Below are 21,759 nucleotides of genomic sequence, written 5' to 3' on the forward strand. Positions count from 1 at the left end.
ATGGAAACTATTTTAAAGGAAATTGGAGTAGAAACCTACTTATACTTATCGGCTTTATTGTTCAGCATTGGGGTGTTCGGAATTTTATTGCGAAGAAACGCCATCATCATGTTCATGTCGATTGAAATCATGCTGAACGCCGTTAACCTGATGTTGGTAGCCTTTTCTACCTTCCACCAGGATGCTTCGGGACAGGTTTTCGTATTTTTCTCAATGGCGGTAGCCGCTGCGGAAGTTGCCGTAGGTTTAGCAATTTTGGTTTCTATTTTCAGAAATCACGGATCGATTGATATTGACAATTTAAAAAACTTAAAAGGATAACCCCTAATGGAGACAGGATTAGTTTTACTCTTATTATTGGCCCCATTTGTTGGGTTTCTATCGAATATATTTTTAGGAAAACAGCTTGGTAAAAACGGTTCCGGATATTTGGGAACGTTGGCGGTTATTGTTTCTTTCGTTATAACAACCATCGCATTTTTACAGGTAAGCGAAACCAAACAGGCTATTACCATTCACTTATTCGACTGGATAGCGTTAGAAAATTTCAGCGTTAATTTTGATATCTTATTAGACCAGTTATCGTTGTTGTGGTTGATGTTCGTAACCGGAATCGGTTCGTTGATTCACATCTACTCGATCAGCTACATGCATGACGACGAAAACATGCACAAGTTCTTCGCTTATCTGAATTTGTTCATTTTCTTCATGATTACTTTGGTAGTCGGAAGCAACTTGTTAATCATGTTCATCGGCTGGGAAGGCGTTGGATTGTGTTCCTACCTGTTAATCGGCTTCTGGTATAAAAACCAGGATTACAACGATGCAGCCAAGAAAGCCTTTATCATGAATCGTATCGGGGATTTAGGTTTCCTTATCGGAATCTTCATCATCGGCTACGTATTCAACACCTTGGATTTCATGACGATCAAACAGGAAATCATGGCAGGTCACGCCACTGCTAATTTAGCATGGATAGGCGTTGCTACATTATGTTTGTTCATTGGAGCTTGTGGTAAATCAGCACAAATTCCGTTATACACCTGGTTGCCGGATGCGATGGCAGGACCGACACCGGTTTCGGCTTTAATCCACGCAGCAACGATGGTAACCGCGGGTATCTTCATGATCACGCGTTTAAACTTCCTTTTCGATCTTACGCCGGATGTACAAACCGTTATTGCAACAGTGGGTGTAGCAACTTCGGTATTAGCCGCTTCCATCGGTTTAATGCAAAACGACATTAAAAAAGTGTTGGCATATTCCACAGTTTCTCAGTTAGGATTGATGTTTCTGGCTTTAGGTCTTGGCGCGTACGAAGTGGCCGTTTTCCACGTAATCACACACGCTTTCTTTAAAGCTTGTTTATTCCTTGGTTCGGGTTCTGTAATTCACGCTTTACACGGTGAACAGGATATGAGAAGAATGGGTGGCTTGAAAGGCGTAATGAAAATCACCTTCGCTACCTTCTTAATTGCAACTTTAGCGATTTCAGGAATCCCTCCGTTTGCCGGTTTCTTCTCTAAAGATGAAATCCTAATGGTGGCTTTCCATAAAGACAAAGTCCTTTGGATATTGGCAGCCATTGCTTCTATTATGACCGCTTTCTACATGTTCCGTTTGTTATACCTGACATTCTTCAAAGAATTCAGAGGAACCGAAGAACAAAAACATCATTTACATGAAAGTCCTGCGTTAATTACTTTCCCTTTGATTGTATTAGGAATCCTTTCTGCTATTGGAGGTGCGTTAAGTTTACCGGGCAACAGTTGGTTAAACCACTACTTACAGCCGGTTTTCGCGCACAAAGCACATGCAGAACATCATTTAGATAATACTGCGTATATGTTAATGGGACTTGCAGTAGTAGGGGCTTTAGTGGGTATTGCAATCGCTTATTCGAAATACATCAAAAAAGGAGAAGTTCCTGCCGAAGACGATCAAATCACCGGATTCGCCAATGTGGTGTACCAAAAATACCATGTGGATGAAAGTTATATGAGAATTTTTGTAAACCCAATTTACGCTATTTCGAAATTCTCCCGTGATTATATCGAAACAGGACTTTCCAACATCGTTTTCGGTTTCGGAAATGTGGCAGAAGAACTGTCTGTACAAGGTAAAAAACTGCAAAACGGAAACATCGGTTTCTATTTGTTTGCCTTTGTATTCGGACTGTGTTCGGTAGTGTTTTATTTATTCTTCTTACGATAATCTATACATATAATGGACGTAACTATAGTACTTATTCTATTATTAATCGGAGCCTTAGCAACGTATTTCTCCGGAAACGCGTTAGCTTCCAAAGTTGCCCTGTTTTTCAGTGTGGCCGCTTTAGGTGCTTCTCTTATGATTTTAAATCAGTTCAATCAGGGTATCGACAGCAGTTTTTCTGCGGTTTGGATGAAGAACCCCAATATTTTATTTTCCCTTAAAGTAGACGGATTGGCGATTGCCATGATGCTTTTAACGACACTATTGATGCCGTTAATCATTTTGTCTTCTTTCGGAAACAACTTCAACAATCCTAAGAACTTCTACGCTTTAGTATTGTTCATGGCGTTTGCGATGGTGGGCACATTTTTAGCTTCCGACGGATTCTTATACTACATTTTCTGGGAATTGTCCTTGATTCCAATCTATTTCATCGCCTTGATTTGGGGTAACGATGATATGGTAGAACGCAGAAAAGCAGTAATTAAATTCTTCATCTATACCTTTGTAGGTTCATTATTCATGTTGGCTGCCTTCATTTATATGTACCAAAAAGAAGGTAGTTTCCAATTGGATAAATTGTATGCTTTGGAATTATCGTCTAAAGAAGAATTCTGGATTTTCATGGCCTTCTTTATGGCGTATGCGATTAAAATTCCGCTTATTCCTTTCCACACTTGGCAGGCAAACGTGTACCAAAAAGCACCGACTGTCGGAACCATGCTTTTATCCGGTATCATGCTGAAAATGGGATTGTACTCGGTAATCCGTTGGCAATTGCCTATCGCTCCAAATGCGGCTAAAGAATTGCAATACATCATCATCGGATTGAGTATTGCCGGCGTTATCTACGGTTCAATCGTAGCGTTGAAACAAAAAGACTTAAAGAAATTATTGGCGTATTCATCCTTAGCTCACGTTGGCTTAATCGCTGCGGGTTGTTACACTTTAACAGTGGACGGTCTTCGCGGTGCTGTTTTACAAATGATCGCCCACGGATTTGTAATTGTTGGTTTGTTCTTCGCTGCTGAAATTATCTTCAGACGTTACGAAACGAGAGCGATCAGCGACATGGGCGGTATCCGTCAGCAAACACCGAAATTCGCATCGATGTTCATGATTTTGGTATTGGCTTCTGTTGCTTTACCGGGAACTTTCAACTTTGTGGGTGAGTTTACCGTTTTATACAGTTTATTCACCAAAAATTTGGCTTTCGCTGTTTTGGGCGGAACTACCATAATATTAGGAGCGTTCTATATGTTGAAAATGTTCCAAAATGTAATGTTAGGTGAAACCAATGCAAAACCATTTGCAGACGTGAACCTAACGGAAGGTATCGTAATGGTAGTAATTATCGGTTTCTTATTGTTCTTCGGATTGTTCCCGAAACCAATTATCGAATTAATCACGCCAAGTATCCAAGAGATTTTAGTACACATCAAATAAATTTAGTCAAAGAGAATGAATACTTTAATAGCAATTGCAGTATTGGGCGTTATTTGCCTTTTAGCTGAAATTTTCAACTTAAGAAAAGCCATTGTACCTGTAACGATTGTTGGGTTATTGGCCATTTTAGGTATGACGGTGACTGAATTTGGTACAACCGGAAGCTACTACAATAACATGATTAAAGTGAATAACTTCACGGTAGCCTTTTCAAGTTTATTTATTGTACTAACAATATTTTTGGTTACGCTGAGTCATAATTTTTATCAAGAACAGGTCACTAAAATCTCCGATTTCATTTCCATCAAATTGTTTCTTTTAGCAGGGGCGGTTTCTATGGTTTCTTTCGGAAACTTAGCTATGTTTTTCCTTGGAATCGAAGTGCTTTCCATCGCCTTATACATTTTGGCTGGAAGCGACCGTTTGAACATGAAGAGTAACGAAGCCGGTATGAAATATTTCCTTATGGGTTCTTTCGCATCGGGAATTATTCTTTTCGGAATCGCATTGATTTACGGCGCCGTAGGATCGTTCGACATGGACATGATTTACGAAGCTTCCAATTCAGCTACAACAGTAGATTGGTTCTACATCGGTGTTTCGATGATTACTGTCGGAATGTTGTTTAAAATCGCAACCGTTCCGTTCCATTTCTGGGCTCCGGACGTTTATGAAGGCGCACCGGCTTTGACAACGGCTACCATGAGTACCCTGGCAAAAGTTACGGCAATGGCGACGTTCTTCAAACTGAATGTATCCATGAATGGTAACATGAAATTCGAATACGAATTGGTAATTGTAATCGTTTCGATTGCGTCAATGACCGTAGGTAATATTATGGCTTTGCGTCAGAATAACATCAAAAGAATGTTGGCGTTCTCCGGTATTTCCCACGCCGGATTTATGGTAATGGCCCTTCTGAATTTAGAAAACGCTGCCGGAAGTTTGTTCTACTACACGGTAGCCTACGGTTTAGCAGGTATTGCAGCTTTCACCGTAATTATGTATGCTTGCAAAGGAAAAAACAACGAAGAACTTGAAAACTTTAACGGATTAGGAAAAAGAAGCCCACTAATGGCAATGATTTTAACGGCAGCGTTATTTTCTATGGCCGGCATCCCGATTTTCTCCGGATTCTTCGCGAAATTCTTCATCCTGAACAATACTTTACAAGCGGGTTGGTTAATTTTAGTAATTGCCGGAGTAATCAACTCTATGATTGCTGTGTATTATTATTTCAAAGTAATCAGTGCGATGTACACTAAAGAGGCTACTGAAGAAGCACAAAAAGTACCGTTCGAATTCTATATCGTAGCCGTTGTGGCCATGGGATTGAATATCGCTATCGGTTTGTTCCCATCGGCATTGATGGACTTGTTCTAACAACAACTTTTTAAAAATAGAAAAAGGCTGTTCATAAGTTTGAGCAGCCTTTTTTCATTTTCTCCGTACCTTTGCGTTATGTATGCACTGGTCGATTGCAATAATTTTTACGCTTCCTGCGAACGGGTTTTTCAGCCGCAATTCGCAGGTAAACCTATTGTGATTTTATCCAACAACGACGGCTGCATCATCTCGCGCAGTGAAGAAGCCAAAGCCCTCGGCATTCCCATGGGCGCACCGGAATTTCAGGTTCGCGAGCAATTGCAAAAAAACAACATCAACGTCTTTTCTTCAAATTACACCTTATACGGCGACCTCAGCGGGCGTGTGATGAACATCCTGCGACAATTCACCCCCAACGTGGAAGATTACAGCATTGATGAAGCCTTTCTGAATTTCGAAGGTGTTTCGATTGAAGATTACCATGACTACGGACTCCAAATACGAAAACGCATTCTGAAGTGGCTGGGCCTACCCGTTTGTGTGGGGATTGCGCCTACCAAAGCCTTGTCAAAAGTAGCCAACCGTATCGCAAAAAAATTCCCGGAAAAAACCGGTGGCGTTCACGTAATCGATACGGATGAAAAACGCATCAAAGCACTCAAGTGGACCAAAATCGGGGATGTTTGGGGCATCGGGTATCGGTTAACCAAAAAAATGAAGGCGATGAACATCAACACCGCTTATGATTTCATCCAACCACAATATGAAAATTTCATCAAACGCGAGATGGGAGTGATTGGACTCCGCTTAAGAAGTGAATTGGAAGGCAAACCCGTATTGGAACTCGAAGAAGCGTTGGAAACCAAGAAAAGTATTGCCATCACCAGAAGTTTTAAAACCAAACTGTCCCATTTGGATGATTTAAAAGAACGCGTTTCCACTTTTGCAACGGTCTGCGCCGAAAAACTCCGCAAACAAAACTCGTGTTGTTACAGCGTTAACGTTTTTCTGGCAAAAGACCCGCATAAAACCACCGGAAGAACCTATTTCAGTCGGACAGAAACTTTGCCATTTGCAACAAATTCGAATCTGACGATTAGTACGTTGGCCATCGAAATGTTGGGTAAAATATACGAACCAAATCAGGTGTATATGAAAGCCGGCGTCATCGTAACGCAACTTATTCCGCAGGATCAGAAACAGCTGCATCTGTTCGAAGAAGAAAATCCGAAGCATCAGAAACTTATGGAAGTCATCGATCAGTTTCATAAAAAAACCGGCGAACGCAAAATCCGTTTGGGCAATCAGGATTTACAGCACACCTGGATTATGAAACAGAATCATTTGTCTCCAAATTTCACCACAAACCTCAACGATATCATCACCGTAAAATGTCATTAGCCAAACCAAAACTGACGTTTTTCCAGCCGGATTTCAGCAATCCGACGGAACTTCCTTTTATCGAAAGCGGTATCAAAGCCGGTTTCCCCTCGCCTGCTGCCGATTTTGACGGAACAAAAATCAGTCTGGATGCGATGCTCATCAAAAATAAGGAAGCGACTTTTTATGCCCGGGCCAGTGGCAATTCGATGACCGGTGCCGGAATTGACGATGGTGACATTTTGGTGATTGACCGAAGTCTCGAACCCCTGAATAATAAAATTGCGGTTTGTTTCATCGACGGCGATTTCACCGTGAAACGCATTTCTATCGAAAAAGATTGCGTATATCTGGTTCCCGAAAACAACAACTATCAACCCATTAAAGTAACCGAAGAAAATCAGTTACTCATTTGGGGGATTGTGACTTTTGTAGTAAAAAGCATTTAATCACTGAATATCGCGAAGACGAAGTTGCAACGTAACATTGCCGTTCCACTCGTTTTCTTCAACCGAAAAGACCGCATCAAAAGGATTTCGATTCTCGGTTAGTTCTTTTTTGTTACCCAAACCAAAGCCGATAGCACCAAAACTATCCGAATTGTTCTGCTTGACATAGAGTTTCAGATGTTCTTCACCTGCACCGATTTTTTTTCCGTAACCGGTATCTTTCAGATTTTTAGCTAAAAAAACCGGCGTCATGTTTTGCGGTCCGAAAGGTTCAAATTGCTTTAGAATCCGCATAAATTTGGGATTGATTTCCGACAACTGTACCTCAGCATCAATCGAAATTTCAGGAGTTAACAAATCGGGATGAATCGTATCGGAAACTGTTTGCTCAAAAGCCGCTTTGAATTTCTCATAATTCTCTTCTTTCAACGTCATTCCTGCGGCATACATGTGTCCGCCAAACTGTTCCAAATGTTCCGAACACGCTTCCAAGGCATTGTACACGTCGAAATCTTTCACCGAACGTGCCGAAGCCGCCAGTTTATCACCACTTTTGGTAAAGACAAGCGTTGGACGATAATACGTTTCCGTCAACCTTGAAGCCACAATTCCGATAACACCTTTGTGCCAATCTTCCTGATAAACGACTGTGGTAAATCTATTTTCTTCGTTGTTTTGAATGATTTGCTGTAAAGCTTCAACAGTAATTTGTTTGTCAAGATCCTTTCGGTCGGCGTTGAAAAGTTCAATCTGGGAAGCAAACTCTTCGGCTTGTTCCAGATTGAATTCCGTTAGCAGTTCCACCGCATAATTGCCGTGTTTGATTCTTCCGGCGGCATTAATACGCGGCGCAATAATGAAAACCACATCGGTAATGGTCAACACATTACGTTTTAAATTCTGAATCAGCGCTTTAATTCCCGGACGCGGATTGGAATTAATTACTTCCAGTCCAAATTTCGCCAGCACACGGTTTTCGCCCGTAATCGGAACAATATCCGCAGCAATTGCCGTGGCGACCAAATCTAAATAAGGGATTAAATCGTCAATCGTTTGGTTCCGGTTTTGCGCCAAGGCCTGAATCAATTTGAAGCCAACGCCGCAACCGCACAATTCATCGTAAGGATAAGTACAATCATCGCGTTTCGGATCCAAAACCGCAACAGCATCCGGCAAAACATCGCCCGGACGGTGGTGGTCGCAAATGATAAAATCGATGTTTTTGGCTTTCGCATACGCAATATGGTCGATGGATTTGATGCCACAGTCTAACGCAATAATCAGTGAAAATCCGTTGTCATCAGCAAAGTCGATGCCTTTATAAGAGATACCGTACCCTTCGTCGTAACGATCTGGAATATAGGTCGCCACATTCGGGTAAAAACTTCTAAGATACGAAGACATCAGGGAAACTGCCGTAGTGCCGTCGACATCATAATCGCCGAAAACCAGAATATTTTCATCGTTCGCGATGGCTTTTTCGATGCGTTCCACAGCTTTGTCCATGTCTTTCATCAGATACGGATCGTGTAAATCGGTTAGGCTCGGACGGAAAAACTGTCGGGCCTGTTCATAGGTTTCGATGCCGCGTTGCACTAAAAGTTGTGCAGTAAGTGCATCGATATTTAACTCAGATTGTAACCGATTGGTCTTTTCCGAATCGGGGGATGGTTTAAGTGTCCAGCGCATAATGTGTGATTTTGGATTATAAAAAATTAAAAAAATGGCTTATATATTTAATACAACTACGTTGTGTGGTAGTGGATTTTTGTTTCTACTTTAGCAAACTGACGGAACATTTCCATCACGCCACAATATTTGTCTACGGATAAATTTACCGCTCTTTCGAGTTTCTTTTCGTCGAGATTTTTACCGTAAAAATGGTAATCCACTCGTACAGTATGGTAGGTTTTCGGATGTTCTTCGGTTAAATCGCCTTCGGTTTCGATTTTAAAATCATCCACGTCCAGCTTCATTTTTTCCATCAGAGAAGCTACATCCAATCCGGTGCAGCCCGCCAACGACGATAACATCATGGCTTTTGGCCGAAGTCCGCTTCCCTCGCCTCCGTTTTCCGGTCCGGCATCCATCAGAAAGGTATCGCCACTTGGATTGTCCGATTCAAATTTCATTTTTCCTTTCCAGGAAGTCAGTACTTTATGTGTGTCCATATAACTTTAAAGATAAAAATAGAAGATATTATTTAACCGATTTACCACCCACAATCACCACAATTTCTCCTTTTGGCGGTTTGGCTTCGAAATGTTTCAATACTTCTTCGGCGGTTCCGCGTACGGTTTCCTCGTGTAATTTTGACAATTCTCTTGACACGGAAACTTGTCTGTCGGCACCAAAATACTGAACAAATTCCGCTAAGGTCTTGACTAATTTGTGTGGGGAGACGTATAAAATCATCGTTCGGGTTTCTTCAGCTAACGCCAAATAGCGCGTCTGACGTCCTTTTTTATCGGGAAGAAAACCCTCGAAAACAAATTTATCGTTGGGCAAACCACTGTTTACCAAAGCCGGTACGAAAGCAGTAGCTCCCGGTAGACATTCCACTTCTACGCCGTTTTCCACACAAGCTCTGGTCAGCAAAAACCCCGGATCGGAAATGGCAGGAGTTCCCGCATCAGAAATCAGGGCGATGTTTTCCCCAGCTTGCAAACGTTTTACAATGTTCTCCACTGTTTTGTGTTCGTTGTGCATGTGATGGCTTTGCATGTGCGTGGCAATCTCGAAATGCTTTAATAATTTTCCGCTGTTACGGGTATCTTCGGCTAAAATCAGGTCGACTTCCTTCAATACTTTTATCGCTCTGAAGGTCATATCGTCCAGGTTTCCAATCGGTGTGGGTACTAAATACAATTTTCCCATTTAGGCGAATTTTTTCTCTACCAATTCCATAAAACGCGAACTGAATTCGTCTTTTCCGTCCCAATTGTTATAGTCGGGTTTCACCAAATCTTCGATGAAGTTTTTGGCTTCCTCCAGTGTATTAAAGGAATTTAATTGCGATAAAACGCGATTTAAATCTTCGCCACTGCCATCGAAAAGGTATTTTTCAAACGTAATTCTGTCGTTCAGACCCAAGGTAATGGTTTTGTTGAATTTATCGTTTAGTGATAAGGCTTTGTACTCGGCTTTTTCCGCCTCGATTTCTTTTCGGATGGTTTCCAAAGGGCGTGCATTGGATGCTTTCTCTTCCAAAACTTCCTCTTTTACGGGTTCTTCGACAACTTCTGCTACTTTATCAAACGTAATTTCCGCCACTTTCTCCACTTCCTTCGGAACGTCATTCACTTTCACGAATTCCGGTTCCTTATAAGCGTTCCCTAACAAATCTTCAAACGAAATTTGTTGGGTTTCAGGTTTCTTCTCTTCTTTTATCGGCGTAACGGCTTCTTCCATTACCGGTTCGAAAAGAGGTGCAACAACAACTTCTTCTTCCGGAGTTTCGGCAACAGGTTCTTCCGGTGCAATTTCAGCTGCTTCTTCCTCTACAATCAGTTCTTCTTCAGCCAAAACAACTGCTTCCTCCTCTTCTACTTCCTCTTCAGCAACATCCACCTGTCCTACTAATATTTTTTCATCCGCTACCGGAATTTCTTCTGCAATCTCAGAAACCACTACTGCAACCGGTTTTACTGCTGCTTTAATTTCAGCTGTAACTTCCTCTTTTTCTCCATAAGCCTGTTCAATTTTAGCGTCTAACTCTTCGTGCGTTAAAGTAGGTTTTAAGGCTTCAAAATTTTCTTCGTAAAAACGTAAAATCGATAATTTCTCATATAATTTCTGTGCTTCCTGATGCAGCTGAATCACATCTTCTTTGTTTTTCAGCTTTAAAATTCGGTGTGCAATACTGATTAATTCGGCTTCTAATTTTTTCTTCATAACTTTTGAATTTATATGGAGTAAAGCAATGGTTTTTTAATAAATTTGTTTCAATTACAAATCTAAACAGAAAATTTCTGTTACGTCTGAAAATTACAAAATGTTTCTCGAAAATACAGTAAATCATAAAGAACAATTTGGATGGATTGAAGTCATTTGCGGCTCGATGTTTTCCGGCAAAACCGAAGAACTGATTCGTCGTCTAAAAAGGGCACAATTCGCCAAACAGCGCGTGGAAATTTTCAAGCCGGCGATTGACACCCGTTACCATGACGAAATGGTAGTATCGCACGATGCCAATGAAATCCGTTCGACCCCGGTTCCCGCTGCCGCCAACATCCGCATTCTTGCCGATGGTTGCGATGTGATTGGTATTGATGAGGCCCAGTTTTTTGACGACGAGATTGTAACGGTTTGCAATGATTTGGCCAATTCCGGTGTTCGGGTGATTGTTGCCGGTTTGGACATGGATTTTAAAGGGAATCCTTTTGGACCGATGCCGGCTTTAATGGCTACTGCCGAATACGTTACCAAAGTACACGCCGTTTGTACCCGAACGGGCAATCTGGCGCATTTCAGTTTCCGAAAAGCCAATAACGACAATCTGGTATTATTGGGCGAAACCGAAGAATATGAACCACTGAGCCGTGCCGCCTACTACAACGCGATGAGAGCAACACAGGACAACGAAGACACTTCCGAAAACAACAAAAATAAAGCGTAAATTTTGAGTTTACCCATACAAAATATCATCCCCGTCATTCACGCCAAATGGTTCGGGAGCGACGAAACCTGCCTGATCGATAACGTTTCTATCGACAGCCGTTCGCTACAAAACAACAATGGAACGCTATTTTTCGCATTGGTGGGACAGCATCACGACGGCCATCAGTACATTTCCGAATTAATTGCAACCGGTGTGCAACATTTTGTGGTCAGTCGCGTCCCCGAAAAACTTTCCGATAAAGCTAATTTCCTGCTGGTAAACAACACGCTTGAAGCCTTACAACAATTTGCCGCTTATTACCGAAAACAATTTGACTTTCCCATCATAGGAATCACGGGAAGCAACGGGAAAACCATCGTAAAAGAATGGTTGAATTTCCTGTTGAGCCCGGAATACAACATCATCCGAAGTCCGAAAAGCTACAACTCGCAAGTGGGTGTTCCGCTTTCCGTAATCGGGATTAACGAACGACACAATCTGGGCATTTTCGAAGCCGGAATTTCTCTGGTAGGCGAAATGGAAAAACTGAGTGCGATTATTCAACCAACGCTTGGGATTTTAACCAACATCGGTTCGGCACACAACGAAGGTTTTGCCTCTGAAGAAGAAAAAATTAGTGAAAAACTGAAATTATTTAAGGATGCCGAAGCAGTCATTCTCAGAAAAAACGTGAAAGTTGAAGCCCTACTGTCTCCTTCCCAAAAAACCTTTACGTGGAACTATAACGATGCTTCCGCCGATGTTTCCATTTCCAAAAAAGGAGCTTCCGTATTGGAAATCACACAAAAAGATCATCGCTTTTCCGTCGAAATTCCGTTTCACGATAAAGCGTCCGAGGAAAATACTATTACCTGTTTAATGGTGTTGCTGCATTTCGGATATGACCAAAAAACCATACAGGAACGCATCGCCAATTTGTATCCTGTAGAAATGCGTTTGCAGGTGAAAAACGGCAACAACAACTGCACGATTATCGACGACAGTTACAGTTCGGATTATCAATCGCTGAAAATTGCATTGGATTTTCTGGAACAACATAAAACCCATCAAAAGAAAACGGTTATTCTTTCGGATATTTTTCAAAGCGGCTTTCCCGTGGAAGAATTGTATGCGAAAGTATTCCGATTGCTGACCCACAATAAAATCGATACCGTTATCGGAATTGGTGAAAGCATCGGAACGTATTTAAAAGACTATCCGAATTTCAAATCGTTTGCCACTACGCATGACTTTTTATCGCAATTCAACAGCGAGCATTTTTCCAACGAAACCATTCTGATTAAAGGGGCGCGCAGTTTTCAGTTTGAGGAAATCGTCGTGGTTTTGGAAGAGAAAACCCATGAAACGGTTTTGGAAATCAACCTGAATGCCATCAGTCACAATCTGAATTATTACAAATCGAAACTAAAACCTTCCACTAAAATGATGGTAATGGTGAAAGCGTTCGGGTACGGAAGCGGCAGTTTTGAAATTGCGAAATTGTTGGCGCATCATAAAGTCGATTATCTGGGTGTGGCTTTCGCCGATGAAGGTATTGCGCTTCGTAACGCAGGAATCACGATGCCGATTATTGTAATGAATCCGGAAAACACGGCCTTTTCGGCTATGGTGGCTTACAATCTGGAACCGGAAATTTACTCGGCTTCCGTACTGAAGAAATTTATTGTATTGGCGCAACAGAAAAACCTGTCCGATTATCCGATTCACCTTAAACTCGACACTGGCATGCACCGATTGGGATTTGAAGGGAAAGATCTGGACGAATTAATCGGTTTGCTGAAAAACAACAACTTCGTTTCAGTAAAAAGCATTTTCTCGCATTTATCGTCGAGTGATGTTCCGGAATTCCGTGATTTTACCTTGGAACAGATTCAAAAATTCGATTCGTGGTCTTCACTACTGATAAAAGAACTGAATATTGCTCCTATTCGCCACATTTTAAACACATCGGGGATTTACAGCTTTGCCGAACATCAGTTTGACATGGTGCGTTTGGGCATTGGTTTGTATGGCGTGGGCAACGATCCGGAAGAAATGACCCATTTGGAAAATGTTGGGACACTGAAAACCATCATTCTTCAGATAAAAGAAATTGCCGTGGGTGAAAGTGTCGGTTACAGCCGAAAATTCAGAGCCACTGTTCCTACCCGAACTGCTACTATTCCCATCGGTTATGCAGATGGAATCCCGAGAAGCTGGGGGAACGAAAAAGGCTATGTTACAATCAATCATCAGAAAGCGCGTATTGTGGGTAACATTTGTATGGACATGCTGATGATTGACGTCACCAACATTGATTGTCGTGAAGGCGATACCGTAATTGTTTTCGGAAAATCGCCGCGCGTTACCGAATTGGCGGATGTCGTTGGCACCATCGCTTATGAGATTTTAACCAGCATTTCGCATCGGGTAAAACGGGTTTTTTACAAGGAATAAGCCACTTTTTTCATTCAAATGTTAAAATGTAACCTAAATTTTACTAATTTAGTGTGAAACGAATTTTAACTAAAATCATATTCTATGGGATTTATTTCGGAATTTAAGGAGTTTGCCATGAAAGGCAACTTGGTAGACATGGCGATTGCCTTCGTAATGGGGGGAGCATTTGGTAAAGTAGTTACTGCTTTCGTTGAAAAAATGTTTGCGCCAATCATCGGATTAATCATGGGAGGCATTGACCTTAACGACAAAAAATTTGTATTAAAAGACGGTGCTGCCGAAATTAAAGATGCAACAGGAGCTGTGGTTACTCCCGCGGTAACAGAAGTAGCTATCGAATGGGGAACATTCCTTACGGCTCTAATCGATTTTATCATTGTAGCCTTTGTAATGTTTATGATTATCAAAGCGATGAACAAAATGAAAAAACCGGAACCGGCTCCTGCACCATCAGGTCCTACCCAGGAAGAATTGTTAACCCAAATTCGCGATTTACTTAAAAAATAATCCGCTACACTCATATTCTAACTTAAACCATTCGCTGCGGTGAATGGTTTTTCTGTTTTATAAATAATTCATGGGATCTCTTTTTTTATCATTTTTTAACAGCTTTATTAATTACTTTTGTGGTACTAAATAAAACTAAAAAACACACACATTAAAATGAAAGTAGCCGTTGTTGGAGCCACCGGAATGGTGGGCGAAGTAATGCTTAAGGTTTTAGCGGAACGCAACTTCCCGATTACCGAGTTAATTCCCGTAGCCTCTGAAAAATCTGTTGGAAAAGAAATCGAATTCAAAGGAAACAAATACAAAGTGGTTGGCATGCAAACTGCCGTTGATATGAAAGCGGACATTGCGGTGTTTTCTGCCGGAGGCGATACTTCGAAAGAATGGGCTCCAAAATTTGCAGCTGCGGGTACAACGGTAATCGACAATTCTTCGGCCTGGAGAATGGATCCGACCAAAAAATTAGTGGTCCCGGAAATCAATGCATCAATATTGACAAAAGACGATAAAATCATTGCCAATCCAAACTGTTCGACGATTCAAATGGTAATGGCTTTGGCGCCTTTGCATAAAAAATACGACATCAAACGAATTATTGTTTCCACTTACCAATCCATTACGGGAACGGGAGTAAAAGCGGTTCGTCAGTTGGAAAACGAATATGCGGGCATTCAAGGAGAAATGGCTTATAAATATCCGATTCACCGCAATGCTATTCCGCAATGTGATGTTTTTGAGGAAAATGGCTATACTAAAGAAGAAATGAAACTGGTTCGTGAAACCCAAAAAATATTAGAAGACAAAACCATTGCCGTAACGGCTACAGCGGTTCGTGTTCCGGTAGTCGGAGGACATAGCGAAGCGGTGAATGTGGAATTTGAAAACGATTTCGAGGTTAGCGAAGTACGCTCTATTTTGCACAATACTCCAGGAATTACTGTTCAGGACAATATCGACACGTTTACGTATCCGATGCCTTTGTATGCGGAAGGCAAAAACGATGTTTTCGTAGGCAGAATTCGCCGTGATGAAAGTCAGCCCAACACCCTAAACATGTGGATTGTTGCTGATAATTTACGCAAAGGTGCTGCTACCAATGCCGTTCAGATTGCAGAATATCTTGTGGAGAACAAATTGGTATAATACCGATAAAAATAATTACAGAAATCCGTTTAGCGTAAAAGTTAAACGGATTTTTCTTTTGGCTTTACTATCTTTGTAGGGCATGAACAAAAAACTGCAACATCTCAGCCTTGCTTTACTGATTACAATACTGTTCGCATTATTGTTTCAATCAGCGCATTCGTATGAGCATTTGGCAAAGCAGTTTTCGGAAAAACACTGCGACCACAAATACAATTCGTCCAAAACCGAATTCTCACACAGTCACCATAATTTTGATGATTGTTTTACCTGTGAGTTTTCGTTCAGCAATTATATTCCGGTTCAGTTTTTCTCTTTTGCGTTTGTAAAAAATCAGATTTCCAAAACCCTGATTTTTTCGATTACCGAAAAACCGCTTGTTTTTTCAGGCCATTTCGTCCCGCTTCGGGGACCTCCTTGTTGTATTGGATAATTTTTCTGCCGTTTTTTCGGCGTAACATTTTATACAATATTTCAATCTTAACTTATGAAATCATTTTTAACAGCCCTATTCATAGGGTTTTCGATATTTGCCATTGGGCAAAACACCCTTCGTGGTACTGTTTCAGACCACAACAACAAACCTATTGAAAGTGTAACCGTTTCGATCCCGGAACTGCACAAAGAAACCGTTTCGGACGCCAATGGTACTTATCAGTTTACCGATTTACCCAGCGGAACGTTCAGCATCTCTTTCTCGGCAATAAGCTATACCAACAAAACCGTTAGGGTTTCGCTTGATCAGAAAGAAACCGATTTGAATGTTATTTTGGAAGAAGCCACCACCCACATGGACGAAATGATTATTTCCACGGTTTTCAACAAACTGCAATCGCAAAATGTAATGAAAGTGGAACATCAGTCGGTCAAACAATTGCAGCAGAAAGGAGCGGCAACCTTAGTGGAAGGATTGGCGACCATCCCCGGCGTGGCACAAATTTCTACGGGAACATCGATTGGGAAACCGGTAATTCGTGGTTTGAGCGGCAATCGGGTCTTAGTTTATTCTCAGGGCGTCCGATTAGAAAACCAACAATTTGGCGAAGAACACGGCTTGGGCATGAGTGATGCCGGTGTTGAAAGTGTCGAAGTCATCAAAGGACCAGCCTCGTTATTATACGGTTCGGATGCGTTGGGTGGCGTGTTGTATTTTAATCCGGAGAAATTTGCCAAACCAAACGCTTTCATGGGCAATTTCAATCAGAAATTATTTTCGAATACACAGGGAAGCAATTCCACTTTTGGTATCAAATCCTCCTCTGAAAAATGGAAATTACTCACAAGAGCGAGTTATTCCACCCATGCGGATTATAAAATTCCGTCGGGCGAAAAAGTGACCAACACGCGTTTTATCGAAAAAGATTATAAAATCGGAATTGGATATTCAGACACTTATTACAACTCTGAATTCCGATATACTTACAACAATCTAAATATCGGCTTACCGGAAACAGATCTTGAAAACACCAATTTCAGAACACCCTTGTATCCGAAACAGGACATCGACAATCACATGTTGAGCTGGCATCAGAAATTTTTCTTCCGAAATTCGAAACTGGAAGCCGATTTGGGATATACCTACAACAATCGCAAAGAATTGGAAGCTTTGGATGAAATCGCTTTGCACATGAAACTGAAAACGGCGAGCTACAATGTGAAATACTACCTTCCAAAATCCGGGAATCTGGAAACGATTATCGGAATTCAGGGCTTGCATCAGACAAATGAGAACAACGGTGCCGAATTGTTAATTCCAAACGCCACTACCAACGATATTGGCGGTTTGATTACCTCCAATTACGAATGGAAATCGCATACGCTACAAGCCGGAATTCGCTATGACCGCAGAGCAATCCGCTCGGAAACACACGGAATTTCCGGTGAAGAAGGGTATTTTAAAGCCATCGACAAAACGTTTGAAAGCTTTAATACTTCGTTGGGTTACAAAACCAAATTACGTGAGAATCTGACCCTTCGACTAAACATGGCAACAGGTTTCCGTGCTCCGAATTTAGCCGAACTTACTTCCAACGGCGTTCATGAAGGAAGTAACCGTTATGAAATTGGAAATGCTGATTTAAAAAACGAACAAAACCTTCAAACCGATTTAAATCTGGAATACGGTAACGCGCATTTTGAGTTTTTTGCTAATGGTTTCTACAATCATATCAACAATTACATTTTCCTTTCACCTACCGGAACCAGCATCGATGGGAACAACGTGTTTGATTACGTTCAGGATAATGCAGCCTTATACGGCGGGGAAATCGGTATTCATTACCATCCGCATCCTTTGGACTGGCTTCATTTTACGAGCAGTTTTGAAAGTGTCACCGGTAAAAAAGACACGGGCGAATATTTACCGCTGATTCCGGCCAACAAATTTTCAAATACGATTCGTACGGAATTCGATATCCGACAATGGTTTAAAAAAGGATATGCTTTGGTGAATTTGGACCATATTCTGAAGCAGAACAACAACAGTGTTTTCGAAACCAAATCAAACGATTACACCTTGTTGAATTTAGGCTTTGGCGGAAACATCAACATTGGAAAAACCAAATTCGATTTGTCGTTAAACGCCAATAATCTTTTGAATAAAACCTACATCCCGCATTTGTCCCGATTAAAAGTGGATGGTATTCCGAATATCGGGCGCAACATTATTTTGGGTCTGAATTTCAATTTTTAACACCGAAAAGCTATCCTAACCGATAGCTTTTTTTAACATTTTAAAATTTCAGAATACTTATATTTGAGAAATCAAAAAACAACACATGAGAAAAATCGTAACCTCAACTGCTGTAATCTGTAGTTTAACCCTAAATGCGCAAGCTCCTAAAAATATGGGCGAGATCAAATATCCCGAGACCAAAAAAATCGAACACACCGATACGTATTTCGGTACAAAAGTGAATGACCCTTATCGCTGGCTTGAAGACGATCGTTCTGCCGAAACCGGTGCCTGGGTAAAAGCTCAAAACGAAGTAACTTACGGTTATCTTAAACAGATTCCGTATCGTGATGCAATAAAAGCCCGCATGGAAAAATTGTGGAATTACGAAAAAATCAGTGCGCCATTTAAAGAAGGAAATTATACTTATTATTATAAAAACAACGGTTTGCAGAATCAGTCGGTTTTGTACCGAAAAGATGCTTCCGGTAAAGAAGAAATCTTCTTGGATCCGAATACGTTTTCCAAAGACGGTACGACTTCCCTGGGCGGATTGGATTTTTCCAAAGACGGTTCCAAAGTGGCCTATGCGATTTCGGAAGGCGGAAGCGATTGGCGAAAAGTCATCATCATGGATGCAATTACCAAAAAAGTGATTGAAGACACGATTGTCGATGTGAAATTCAGCGGTGTTTCCTGGAAAGGCAATGAAGGTTTTTATTATTCGAGTTACGACAAACCGAAAGGAAGCGAATTGTCGGCTAAAACCGATCAGCACAAATTGTACTACCATAAATTGGGTACGGCTCAGAAAGACGATAAAGTCATCTTCGGCTTAGACCAAAAAAGACGTTATGTGGGCGGAAGCGTAACCGAAGACGACAAATTCTTAATCATCACCGCGGCCAATTCAACCTACGGCAACGAGTTGTACATCAAAGATTTATCTAAAGAAAACAGTCCGATTATCACTATCGTTGACCATTTCAAAACTTCGAGTTACATTATTGAAAACGAAGGCACGAAATTATTCATCGTAACCGATTTCAATGCTCCGAACAAAAAAATTGTTACTGCAGATTTCAGTAATCCGAAACCCGAAAACTGGAAAGATTTCATAGCAGAAACCGAAAACGTTTTATCGCCTTCTACCGGAAGCGGTTATTTCTTTGCTCACTATATGAAAGATGCCGTTTCGATGGTGAAACAATACGATTATAACGGAAAATTAGTCCGCGAAATCACCTTACCGGATGTCGGAACAGCGGGTGGTTTTGGCGGAAAAAAAGACGAAAAAACATTGTATTATTCATTTACCAATTACATCACTCCGGGAACCATTTATTCGTTTGAACCGAAAGCGGGAAGTTCTGCCGTTTATGAAAAACCGAAAGTGGACTTTAACGGAGAAGATTATGTTTCCAAACAAGTTTTCTACACTTCCAAAGACGGAACTAAAATCCCGATGATTATTACCCATAAAAAAGGATTGAAACTGGACGGTAAAAACCCAACTATGTTGTACGGCTACGGTGGATTCAACGTGAGTTTGACACCGACTTTCAGTATTTCGAATGTAATTTGGATGGAAAACGGTGGAATTTATGCCGTTCCGAACTTGCGCGGTGGTGGCGAATATGGTAAGAAATGGCACGATGCCGGTACGAAAATGCAGAAACAAAATGTGTTTGACGATTTTATCGCTGCCGCAGAATATTTAATAAAAGAAAAATACACCTCATCCGATTATTTAGCGGTAAAAGGCGGTTCGAATGGCGGATTGCTGGTGGGCGCCACGATGACCCAACGTCCTGATTTAATGAAAGTCGCTTTGCCGGCCGTGGGTGTTTTGGACATGCTGCGTTACCACACCTTCACAGCCGGAGCCGGTTGGGCGTATGATTACGGTACTTCCGAAGAATCCGCGGAAATGTTTAACTACATCAAAGGTTATTCTCCGGTACACAATGTAAAAAAAGGGGTAAACTATCCGGCAACAATGGTTACTACCGGAGATCATGACGACCGCGTGGTACCGGCACACAGTTTCAAATTTGCCGCCGAATTACAAGACAAACAAACCGGAAACAATCCAACGTTGATTCGTATTGACATTAATGCAGGCCATGGAGCAGGAAAATCCGTGGCAGCTACCATTCAGGAAAATGTGGATATGCAGGCGTTTACACTTTTTAATATGGGAATTAAAACACTTCCGAACTTTAAGAACTAAATTTGATTACTAAACACCATAAAAAAGAGGCTGCCTAAAATACAGACAGCCTCTTTTCAATTTTATAGTTAATTAGAATCGATTATCGCCATCCAACATTCGTCCTAAACCGCCTAACAAACTGCCTTCTTCTCTTCCGCTTCCGCCTGCTTGTGGTGCGGATGCAATGATACGGTCGGCCAAACGACTGAACGGCAACGACTGAATATAAACGATTCCAGGCCCGCGAAGTGTCGCATAGAACAATCCTTCTCCGCCAAAAACGGAATTCTTGATACCACCTATGAATTCGATATCGTAATCAACATCTTTTGTAAAACCTACAATACATCCGGTATCTACTTTCAACACTTCACCCGGCTGGAGTTCTTTACGGGCTAAAGTGCCTCCTGAGTGTACGAATGCCATTCCGTCGCCTTCAATTTTCTGCATGATGAAACCCTCGCCACCGAACAAGCCGCGACCTAATTTCTTCGAGAATTCGATTCCTACGGAAACCCCTTTCGCGGCACAAAGGAACGAATCCTTCTGACAAATGAATTTTCCTTGGTATTGTGTCAAGTCAATCGGAACAATTTTTCCCGGATAAGGTGAAGCAAACGACACTTTTCGTTTTCCGCCGTCTTGATTCATATACGCTGTCATGAATAAACTTTCACCGGTTAAAACGCGTTTCCCTGCGGATAATAATTTCCCGAAAAGTCCGGTTTGTTCCCCCGATCCGTCTCCGAAAATCGTTTCCATTTTGATACCGTTTTCCATCATCATAAAACTGCCGGCTTCGGCAATTACTACTTCCTGCGGATCCAATTCTATTTCTACATATTGCATTTCTTCACCATAAATATGGTAATCGATTTCGTGTGCCTGCATGATTGTTTTGTTTTTTGATTATGACAATTAGACGTAATGCGCTGAAAAATGTTACTGAAAAACAAAAAAACCGAAAACAAATTTGCTTTCGGTTTTTTTACAATATTTCATGGTATATTACTTCATTAACTCAGACAACTTTAAGGTTTTTCCACACATCTCGGCAGTAATTTTAAAAATCACCTCGCCTTTCTTTCCGCTGTCGGCCCAACGGACTTCTTTTCCCACATTACATCCTACGCTGGTTTTACCCCCTTTATTCAAAGAAACAAATCCGGTCCCAGTGTGAATAGAAATTTTATCTTTTGTATCGTTAATCAAGGAAAAACTATCGCTTACAACCACTTCTTTTTTTACAATGTTGCTAAGAGTATCGTCTGTAATGTTTGTGAAAGAGGAGAAAACCACCACGCTCAAAATCAATACTATTTTTTTCATTTTGTTTGTTTTT

At 41.2% G+C, this 21,759-nt stretch carries 19 protein-coding genes; 13 read left to right on the forward strand and 6 right to left on the reverse strand.

What is annotated here, in order from left to right; translation table 11 throughout:
- From nuoK to FCR2A7T_RS01280, 6 genes are all read left to right on the forward strand, one after another.
- Complete coding sequence (gene nuoK, locus FCR2A7T_RS01255; protein WP_023569448.1) at nt 1-321, forward strand: NADH-quinone oxidoreductase subunit NuoK; 321 nt, start codon at nt 1-3, stop codon at nt 319-321.
- Between the two features lie 6 nt (nt 322-327).
- Nucleotides 328-2,214: an NADH-quinone oxidoreductase subunit L gene (gene nuoL, locus FCR2A7T_RS01260; protein ID WP_023569449.1), complete on the forward strand. Its 1,887-nt coding sequence runs from the start codon at nt 328-330 to the stop codon at nt 2,212-2,214.
- Between the two features lie 12 nt (nt 2,215-2,226).
- A complete protein-coding gene (locus FCR2A7T_RS01265; protein ID WP_023569450.1) occupies nt 2,227-3,660 on the forward strand; it encodes a complex I subunit 4 family protein in 1,434 nt (477 codons plus the stop codon).
- A 15-nt stretch (nt 3,661-3,675) separates the two neighbouring features.
- On the forward strand, nt 3,676-5,043 hold the full coding sequence (locus FCR2A7T_RS01270) for an NADH-quinone oxidoreductase subunit N (RefSeq protein WP_023569451.1): 1,368 nt from the start codon (nt 3,676-3,678) through the stop codon (nt 5,041-5,043).
- Between the two features lie 78 nt (nt 5,044-5,121).
- Nucleotides 5,122-6,387 (forward strand): Y-family DNA polymerase, encoded by a 1,266-nt coding sequence (locus FCR2A7T_RS01275; protein WP_023569452.1) that lies wholly within the window; start codon nt 5,122-5,124, stop codon nt 6,385-6,387.
- Nucleotides 6,378-6,815, forward strand: coding sequence for a LexA family protein (locus FCR2A7T_RS01280; protein ID WP_035116816.1), 438 nt, complete (start codon nt 6,378-6,380; stop codon nt 6,813-6,815). The genes FCR2A7T_RS01275 and FCR2A7T_RS01280 overlap by 10 nt, the downstream gene beginning before the upstream one ends.
- Here the strand turns inward: FCR2A7T_RS01280 and recJ are convergent, their stop codons facing one another.
- The 4 genes from recJ to FCR2A7T_RS01300 are packed head-to-tail and all read right to left on the reverse strand — an operon-like array spanning nt 6,816 to nt 10,709.
- On the reverse strand, nt 6,816-8,504 hold the full coding sequence (gene recJ / locus FCR2A7T_RS01285; RefSeq protein ID WP_023569454.1) for a single-stranded-DNA-specific exonuclease RecJ: 1,689 nt from the start codon (nt 8,502-8,504) through the stop codon (nt 6,816-6,818). It lies immediately after the preceding gene.
- Nucleotides 8,505-8,560: 56 nt separating this feature from the next.
- Complete coding sequence (locus tag FCR2A7T_RS01290) at nt 8,561-8,986, reverse strand: OsmC family protein (protein WP_023569455.1); 426 nt, start codon at nt 8,984-8,986, stop codon at nt 8,561-8,563.
- 28 nt (nt 8,987-9,014) lie between these two features.
- Nucleotides 9,015-9,692, reverse strand: coding sequence for a 16S rRNA (cytidine(1402)-2'-O)-methyltransferase (gene rsmI / locus FCR2A7T_RS01295; RefSeq protein ID WP_023569456.1), 678 nt, complete (start codon nt 9,690-9,692; stop codon nt 9,015-9,017).
- A complete protein-coding gene (locus FCR2A7T_RS01300) occupies nt 9,693-10,709 on the reverse strand; it encodes a hypothetical protein (protein WP_023569457.1) in 1,017 nt (338 codons plus the stop codon).
- Nucleotides 10,710-10,809: 100 nt separating this feature from the next.
- Here FCR2A7T_RS01300 and FCR2A7T_RS01305 point away from each other — a divergent pair, with 100 nt between their 5' ends.
- The 7 genes from FCR2A7T_RS01305 (at nt 10,810) to FCR2A7T_RS01335 (ending at nt 20,435) form a co-directional block, all read left to right on the forward strand.
- Nucleotides 10,810-11,433: a thymidine kinase gene (locus FCR2A7T_RS01305; RefSeq protein ID WP_023569458.1), complete on the forward strand. Its 624-nt coding sequence runs from the start codon at nt 10,810-10,812 to the stop codon at nt 11,431-11,433.
- 3 nt (nt 11,434-11,436) lie between these two features.
- The gene (locus FCR2A7T_RS01310) at nt 11,437-13,872 is read left to right on the forward strand and encodes a bifunctional UDP-N-acetylmuramoyl-tripeptide:D-alanyl-D-alanine ligase/alanine racemase (protein ID WP_023569459.1); all 2,436 of its coding nucleotides are present in this window, start codon (nt 11,437-11,439) and stop codon (nt 13,870-13,872) included.
- 84 nt (nt 13,873-13,956) lie between these two features.
- Nucleotides 13,957-14,382: a large-conductance mechanosensitive channel protein MscL gene (gene mscL / locus FCR2A7T_RS01315; protein WP_023569460.1), complete on the forward strand. Its 426-nt coding sequence runs from the start codon at nt 13,957-13,959 to the stop codon at nt 14,380-14,382.
- A gap of 156 nt (nt 14,383-14,538) precedes the next feature.
- Nucleotides 14,539-15,528: an aspartate-semialdehyde dehydrogenase gene (locus FCR2A7T_RS01320; RefSeq protein WP_023569461.1), complete on the forward strand. Its 990-nt coding sequence runs from the start codon at nt 14,539-14,541 to the stop codon at nt 15,526-15,528.
- A gap of 82 nt (nt 15,529-15,610) precedes the next feature.
- A complete protein-coding gene (locus FCR2A7T_RS01325) occupies nt 15,611-15,961 on the forward strand; it encodes a hypothetical protein (protein WP_023569462.1) in 351 nt (116 codons plus the stop codon).
- 54 nt (nt 15,962-16,015) lie between these two features.
- Complete coding sequence (locus FCR2A7T_RS01330; RefSeq protein WP_023569463.1) at nt 16,016-18,220, forward strand: TonB-dependent receptor; 2,205 nt, start codon at nt 16,016-16,018, stop codon at nt 18,218-18,220.
- A gap of 154 nt (nt 18,221-18,374) precedes the next feature.
- Complete coding sequence (locus tag FCR2A7T_RS01335; RefSeq protein WP_394330441.1) at nt 18,375-20,435, forward strand: prolyl oligopeptidase family serine peptidase; 2,061 nt, start codon at nt 18,375-18,377, stop codon at nt 20,433-20,435.
- Nucleotides 20,436-20,507: 72 nt separating this feature from the next.
- Here FCR2A7T_RS01335 and FCR2A7T_RS01340 read toward each other — a convergent pair whose 3' ends face one another.
- Together FCR2A7T_RS01340 and FCR2A7T_RS01345 are read right to left on the reverse strand one after the other, a co-directional pair.
- The gene (locus FCR2A7T_RS01340) at nt 20,508-21,308 is read right to left on the reverse strand and encodes a TIGR00266 family protein (protein WP_023569465.1); all 801 of its coding nucleotides are present in this window, start codon (nt 21,306-21,308) and stop codon (nt 20,508-20,510) included.
- Between the two features lie 117 nt (nt 21,309-21,425).
- Nucleotides 21,426-21,746 carry a hypothetical protein gene (locus FCR2A7T_RS01345; protein WP_023569466.1) on the reverse strand — a complete coding sequence of 107 codons (321 nt, stop codon included), beginning with the start codon at nt 21,744-21,746 and terminating at the stop codon, nt 21,426-21,428.
- Nucleotides 21,747-21,759 lie beyond the last annotated feature (13 nt).

The sequence above is a fragment of the Flavobacterium cauense R2A-7 genome (assembly GCF_000498475.1).
In the GTDB taxonomy this organism is placed as follows: domain Bacteria; phylum Bacteroidota; class Bacteroidia; order Flavobacteriales; family Flavobacteriaceae; genus Flavobacterium; species Flavobacterium cauense.